Origin of the sequence: Mucilaginibacter phenanthrenivorans (genome assembly GCF_024721155.1) — a bacterium.
GTDB lineage: Bacteria > Bacteroidota > Bacteroidia > Sphingobacteriales > Sphingobacteriaceae > Mucilaginibacter > Mucilaginibacter phenanthrenivorans.
The window spans coordinates 444,542-451,609 of the sequence record NZ_JAHVAP010000002.1 but is presented as its reverse complement, the minus strand read 5'-3'; the positions used below and the strand labels follow the sequence as shown (position 1 = coordinate 451,609).

The following is a 7,068-nucleotide window of genomic DNA, read 5'->3' as shown; positions in this document are numbered from 1 at the left end:
TAACTTTTCAACAAAAATCAGTGTTATTAACAAAGAAAAAGAAGCAAAAAGAAAGCTTCAACAATAATAATAACATATTAATTCTTATTGAAGCTAATCTAAAGGTAAGTTTGTTTTGTTAATGGCCTATTGAAGATAATAAAGATTTCAGCTCTGATTCAGTAATAGTGCCCTGTTCACCTTTATCGTAGATCTTTAACAAGTAAAGTGTCTGGTTTTCAATAGTGATAAGCAAATGTGTTATCACCCTGGCCCCTCCGCTTTTTCCTTTGCCCTTGCTTGTAATAGCGAGGCGTATCTTAAAACAATTCTTTCCTATGGGCGTACCTAATTGAGGATTAGCTTCCATTTTATCTAACAGATCGGCGTAATCATGTTTAAGGGATGGATATTTCTTTAACAGCTTCTTCAACTCCTTTTCAAAACTGCTAAGGGGTATGACATTAAAGCTCATCAAGTAACTCCCTGGCGGTTTTTAATTGTACTTTACCTTCCTGGTGAAGCTTAATTTCATTAAAAGCTTCTTCCAGGTCTTTTTTCATTTTTTTTGCGGCAGGTGATAATTTATGAACATCCGGTTCTATCAGCTTAACTTTTCCGCCCAATTTTGAGATCACTTTCAAAATCATTTCGGCATCTTTTTCAGGAAGTTTGATCTGCGCGGTTATCATAAAACTAATTTTAATAAATATAACACAAATATATAAAAACAAAAAGGCGCTTCAGAAACAGAAAGGCATTTTAAAAATCTCCAAAACCATTTTCACCTTTTCTTATTAAATGATAAATACTGCCTTCCTGCATGTTGATGAAACGGCGGGGATCAACGCAAGCTTGGTAACAGCGCTTCTAAAAGTGAACAGAACAGGGTAAAGAATCAGGTGTTAGTTAATTATAGACAAGTGATTAGAGGTTAGGTAAATGGTGCTGAAACGAAGTTTCAAAAACTTCGCAAGTTTGGTGGGTTCGCAAGTTTGCCGCTGCATCTTACTATTTTGCAAACGTTTGCGTTGACTTTCGCAATGTATTTTTGTTCGATTGCTTATTAAAGTGGTAATTTTCATCTGCCAATTATATCCGGGCATTTAAATCCGCTTGATCCATGTTCAAATCGACAAAAAAAATTCTTCTAACTGCAATTATAACTATCAGTCTATTACATGCATTCGGTCAAAAACCGGTTGTTGATCCGAAGGTATTTTGGTCGGAGAGTTTTAAGACCAATAAGCTGCCTGATGGATGGAAAAATGTTGACAACAGCGGGCAAAACCTGGAATGGCTGGTAACCAATCAGCCTTATCCCGGTTCGTACCAATACCAGCAGCAAGCCCCTCCTATCGCCTCAAAAAGCCGGGGTTATCACCTGCAGTTCCAGGCGGGTTATTTTGTTGACGAGGATCAGCCAACATGGATAAAAAAGAACTGGCACCCGGATACCTGGATGCAGACCGGGGGTATAGATTGCTCAGGCAAATCATCTGTGATATTACGCTTTCAGCAAACTTTCAGGTATAATAATGACTCTGCCGCGCCCGGGGCAGGTTTATTCGTCGGCATCAGTACCGATGGTGAAAAATGGACAGATTTCAATGTGATGAACAACGCCCCGACAGCAACGGATATGTTCACGCCCATTTACCAGGAACTGAACATCACTAAAATAGCAGCAAATCAGCCGAAGGTATTTGTAAGATTTTACTGGAAGGGCTATTACAGCTGGTATTGGATGATAGACGATATTCAACTGGCAGAAGGTTATAAAAGCGACCTGGCAATTGGCCGCCTGCAATCGCATAACGAAGCAGACAATATTTTTAAAAAGGAAGATGTGTTAGCCGTTACAGTTAAAAATAGCGGGATAGAAACAATCAGATCAGCTTTTAAGCTAACCTGCAATCTCGATGGCAAGAAGGACATTTCTATTGATGTACCTGCAAACGAAACGGGAATTGCCCCCGGCGAGGAAATCACCGTTAAATTCCCGGCTACAGACCTAACAGGCAGACCAACCCATAGCCTTAAATTTAATCTAAATTTAGCAGGTGACGAAAACCCGGCGAACAATAAGCTGTCGATAAAAATTGACGCCAAAGAATCGCGCGTGGGGAACCTGACGGCTTTTAAAGCAAATAAAAATGAATTTGACGTAAAAGCAGGCCTATCCGCCTTTAAGGTTATTTTTTATGCTGATGATATTTTCCGCATCTGGATGACACCAGATGGTGAATTTACCAATCCCGCAGGTAATGATATTGTGGTAGATTACAATATTAAAAATCCAACGCTAGCGTCAACCGACAAAGGCAGCTATTACCAAATAAAAAGCAAAAACTGTGTAGTAAGGGTTTACAAAGCGCCATTACGCTTTGCAATGTATGATGTTACCGATACCCGCCAGATCTGGGAGGAAGCTGAGCCATTATCATTCGGCGCACATACCAAACAAATTATGAAACGCCAGACCAATGAATACTTTTATGGCTGCGGCATGCAGAACGGCTACTTTTCGCACCGGGATAAGGATATTTTGATTGAGAAAGGGAATGGCTGGGATGATGGCGGGCGCGCAAACCCTGCGCCGTTCTACATGTCGACCGCCGGCTATGGGGCATTCAGGAACACATTTGATGCGGGTGTATATTCATTTAAAAAGCAACTGGCATTTAGCCACAACGAGAACCGTTTTGATTGCTTTTACTTTTATGGGCCATCCTTAAAAAAGATCCTGGATGGCTACACCCAAATTACCGGCCGGCCATTTTTGATGCCGCGCTGGGCATTGAGCATGGGCGACGCCAACTGCTATAACCGCGGCATGAAGGGAAATGCCACCAAAAACTACACCGGCTCGGGTATTAACGGAACAACGCCGGATGTAATTAAGCTGGTAGCAGATAAATACGTAGAGAATAATATGCCGCGCGGCTGGATCCTGCCCAATGATGGCTATGGCTGCGGGTATGTAAAACTGGATTCAACCATTACGGAACTGCACAAGCGCGGCTTTTATACCGGTTTATGGACAGAGAACGGTGTAGAAAAGATAGCGAAGGAAGTTGCCCAATATGGTTCACGGGTAGCAAAGCTGGATGTTGCCTGGGTAGGGCCCGGTTACAAATATGCACTCGACGGCTGCAAGGCCGCCTATGAAGGCATCGAAAACAATAGTAACGCACGCGGTTTTATCTGGAGCGTTATGGGCTGGGCTGGTACGCAGCGTTACTCTACCGTTTGGTCGGGCGATCAGAAGGGGAATTGGGAGTATATCCGCTTTCATATCCCTACGGTTATCGGTTCTGGTTTATCCGGCTTTAATGCAGCCACAGGTGATGTGGACGGTATTTTCGGCGGCAGCGATTCCACCTACACTCGTGATTTGCAATGGAAATGTTTTACTCCTGTATTAATGGTGATGAGCGGCTGGGCAAAAAAGGATAAGCAGCCTTATGTTTATGGTGAACCTTATACTACCATCAACCGCAAATACCTGCAGCTAAAAATGCGCCTCACCCCGTATATGTACACCTATTGCGAGCAGTCGCATGAAACCGGCGTGCCAACAAGCCGGGGAATGGTACTCGAATTTCCGAAGGACAGCGTGACCTGGGGCAAGAAAACGCAATACCAGTTTATGAACGGCGAATGGCTGCTGGTTGCCCCTGTTTATAAAAGCGGGGCAAAACGGGATAGCATTTACCTTCCCAAAGGCACCTGGTACGATTACTGGAACGGCAAAAAACTTAATGGTAACGGCTGGTTGAATAATTACCCTGCATCCTTGGATAAACTGCCTTTGTTTGTAAAAGCAGGCGCAATTATACCTATGTATCCGCAAATGAATTACGATGGCGAGAAGAAAACGGATAGCTTAACGCTTGATATTTATCCCTTCCAAAAATCATCATTCAACTTATATGAAGATGATGGGTTGACGCGCGAATATAAAACCGGCGCATTTGCTAAAACTTTGATCGAGGTGACCGGAAGCAAGAATGTAGTGGTTAAAATCAATGCTGCAAAAGGCGATTTTAAGGGAAGAAACAAAACAAGGGTTTACTTATTGGAAATTCACCAGGACAAAACTCCCTTATCTGTAAGTTTGAACGATTTGAAATTAAAAGCTTTTACCAACAAGGAGCAATTTGACAAGGCTAAAACGGGCTATTATTTTGATAAAGACAACCGGAATGGTACTGTGCACATTAAAACAAATTATCTGAGTACGAGCGCCGGTCAACTTGTGCGCATAGCAAATGGCTAAATTCCGGCGCTAATTATTAATGGCCGATGCTGATTGGAATTTTTCATTGAAAAAACACGACCGCAAAAAGCTTGTTTTGATTAAATGAATGGCGTTTTACCCCATTCTACAACCTGAACGAGTAAAAAATGTAAACTTTTCATGACATCCTTTGTTAATCGTTTGTTGATCATAAATAAATTGTGATCCATCATTAACAAAATCGAATCTTATGAAAATTAAATTTTTGCTGCCGATAATCCTGTTGGTGGCGGTAGTTGCACAAAGTTGCGTTAGCAATAAAAAATACCAGGAACTTCAAACAAATTATAACAAATCAATTGACACGAACAGCAAGTTGAAACAAAGCTGGCAGGTTACGCAACAGGAGCTTTCGGGTTCGCGAGCAAGGGTATCAAGCCTTGAAGAGCAGATAGCACAAGCGAAGGCAAATTCCGCCGCTTTGCAAAACGCACTGAACCAGTGTTTGGCAGGTAACAACCAGGGTAATGTTAATATAGCCAAACTGGCAGACCAGATCAGCGCATCGTCGAAATACATCCAGGAACTGGTGACATTGAAAAATAAAAGCGATTCGCTTAACCTAATCCTGACGAACAATCTAACCCGCTCCTTAAACCAGGACGAGGTAAAGGATGTTGACATTAAGGTGCTTAAGGGCGTAGTCTACGTATCGCTGTCTGATAACATGCTCTATAAATCAGGTAGTTATGAAATTTCTCCAACTGCAGGTGATGTATTGAGCAAGGTTGCAAAGATCATCAACGATTATTCAACATACGATGTATTGGTTGAAGGTAATACGGATAACGTACCCATCAAACAAACAAACATCCGGAACAACTGGGATTTGAGTGCATTGAGGGCATCATCAGTAGTACAAACGCTGCAGACCACCTACAATGTGGATCCTAAGCGCTTAACTGCCGGCGGACGAGGTGAGTATAACCCGATAGCTGATAACAGCTCACCATCCGGTAAATCGCAAAACAGGCGCACACAGATCATCATCACACCAAAGCTCGACCAGTTTATGGGCCTGATTGGTAAGGACCCGAATAAGCCTGCAGGTCAGTAATTTAACAACTTGCAGTTCGTGATAAACAAAAAGGCCTCTCAATTTGATTGAGAGGCCTTTTTGTTAGCATGTTAGCTATAAATAATTTAAGCATGTGCCATCCGGCTTTCCAGGCAGTCCTTTACTTTTCGCAGCAGAACGGCAATATCGAACGGTTTTGCTATAAAGGCATCAGAGCCATAGTTCCCTAACGAATCAAGCACTCGTGGAAAGGCTGAAAGCATAATTACAGGCAGGCCACCATACTCTTTGTGCATTTTTATCTCGTGGCAAAGCTCTCCGCCGTTTATACCCGCCAACAAAAAGTCCAGCAGTACCAGGTCGGGCTGATGCTGGGTAATACTGTTGATAATAGAGTCGGTGTAGTTTAGCGCTGTTACCTCGTAGCCGTCCTGTTGCAGAACATCGGTTAAAATACCGAGAATATCGTGGTCATCTTCAACGATAAGGATTTTGTTAGACATAGAATTTGTAATTGGTACGGAATCAACAATTGCCCGGGAGATTTGTTTTTGCAAATTGAGTAATTATCTATGTCGTTAACATTAGCTCACGGTGAAGTTTAGGTACCGCAGAACGCTCATCGGGCGTTAGTACCGGCATAAACTTTCTCCAGGTCGTGAGCGGCTTGCTGCAAGGAGTTCTCCGATTCAAGATAACGCTTCAGCAAAGTGAGTTGATTTTGTGTGCGCAGCAGATTATGACCGGGATAAGAAGTATGGTAATAAATATCGCCGTTTAAAAAATCGGCTAAAAAGCGGATAGCCTGCATATAGATCATGAATTTGCCCGAATAAAAGAACAGGCTTTTTTCTGCGGGAGTTAACACGTCCCCCATTTCCTCCATGTAGCCCTTATAGATGGCGATAAAATAGTCTTCCCTTATCTTTATTTTATCAAGATCCCTTTCCTCCTCGTTTGCTGCTGACAGATAGGTGCGCATCATATCGCCCACATCGCTGATATAATAGCCCGGCATAACGGTATCCAGGTCTATCACGCAAAGGCCGTTGTTATCATCATCAAATAACACGTTGTTTATTTTGGTATCATGATGGATCACGCGTAAGGGAATCTGCTGATCACTTACTATTTTTTTATAGATGTCGGCTATCGCGATATGGGCTTCCACCTGCCTGATTTCTTCAGCCGCCTTTTCCAAAACCACCTTATCAGCATTAGCCAATGCGGCTTTAAATTGCTCAACGCGCAGGTTCAGGTTATGAAAATCCGGGAGGGTATATTTTAATTGCCGCGGATCAAAACCATTTAACAGCCTTGTAAATTTCCCAAACTGTTTGGCTGCCTCATAAGCCTGCTGCCCCTGGGTAATAAAATCGACCGTATGTGAGCCCCCGATAAATGGCAGCAGCCGGTAATAATTATCGCTGTCTTCAACTAATAGCTTACCGTTTAAAGCAGGCAAAGGAGCAGTAAAAAGGTAGCCGGGAGAAGTTCTTTTTAAGTAATGCTCAAGCGCAGACAGGTTGTCGGCAATATCCTGCGGATTTTTGAACACATTTTTATTAATGCATTGCAAAATGTACCGGCCCCGTGGTCCGGAAATCTCCCACGTGGAATTGATAAGACCTGAACCAAATGCTTTGGTGTGATAATCGTTATGGTTTAAGCCAAACGCGTCAAGAATATTCGGAGACATACTCAGTTAATAAAAATCAAACTTAAGCATTTAACACTGCAACAAATAGCGCAAACGTTTGCCTGTTTT

General features: G+C 42.5%; 6 protein-coding genes. 2 read left to right on the top strand and 4 right to left on the bottom strand.

All coding sequences use genetic code 11. From position 1 onward, the window contains the following. Positions 1-118: 118 nt before the first annotated feature. Both KXD93_RS06480 and KXD93_RS06475 read right to left on the bottom strand, forming a co-directional pair. Positions 119-454, bottom strand: coding sequence for a hypothetical protein (locus KXD93_RS06480; protein WP_258136115.1), 336 nt, complete (start codon positions 452-454; stop codon positions 119-121). Then, positions 444-671 (bottom strand): hypothetical protein, encoded by a 228-nt coding sequence (locus KXD93_RS06475; protein WP_258136114.1) that lies wholly within the window; start codon positions 669-671, stop codon positions 444-446. The genes KXD93_RS06480 and KXD93_RS06475 overlap by 11 nt, the downstream gene beginning before the upstream one ends. A gap of 431 nt (positions 672-1,102) precedes the next feature. Between KXD93_RS06475 and KXD93_RS06470 the strand changes: the two genes are divergently transcribed. Together KXD93_RS06470 and KXD93_RS06465 are read left to right on the top strand one after the other, a co-directional pair. Beyond that, a complete protein-coding gene (locus tag KXD93_RS06470; protein WP_258136113.1) occupies positions 1,103-4,261 on the top strand; it encodes a glycoside hydrolase family 31 protein in 3,159 nt (1,052 codons plus the stop codon). Positions 4,262-4,472: 211 nt separating this feature from the next. Then, positions 4,473-5,339: an OmpA/MotB family protein gene (locus tag KXD93_RS06465; protein ID WP_258136112.1), complete on the top strand. Its 867-nt coding sequence runs from the start codon at positions 4,473-4,475 to the stop codon at positions 5,337-5,339. Between the two features lie 86 nt (positions 5,340-5,425). Here KXD93_RS06465 and KXD93_RS06460 read toward each other — a convergent pair whose 3' ends face one another. Beyond that, complete coding sequence (locus KXD93_RS06460; RefSeq protein ID WP_258136111.1) at positions 5,426-5,803, bottom strand: response regulator; 378 nt, start codon at positions 5,801-5,803, stop codon at positions 5,426-5,428. 116 nt (positions 5,804-5,919) lie between these two features. Beyond that, positions 5,920-6,999, bottom strand: coding sequence for a phosphotransferase enzyme family protein (locus tag KXD93_RS06455; RefSeq protein ID WP_258136110.1), 1,080 nt, complete (start codon positions 6,997-6,999; stop codon positions 5,920-5,922). Positions 7,000-7,068: the final 69 nt, after the last annotated feature.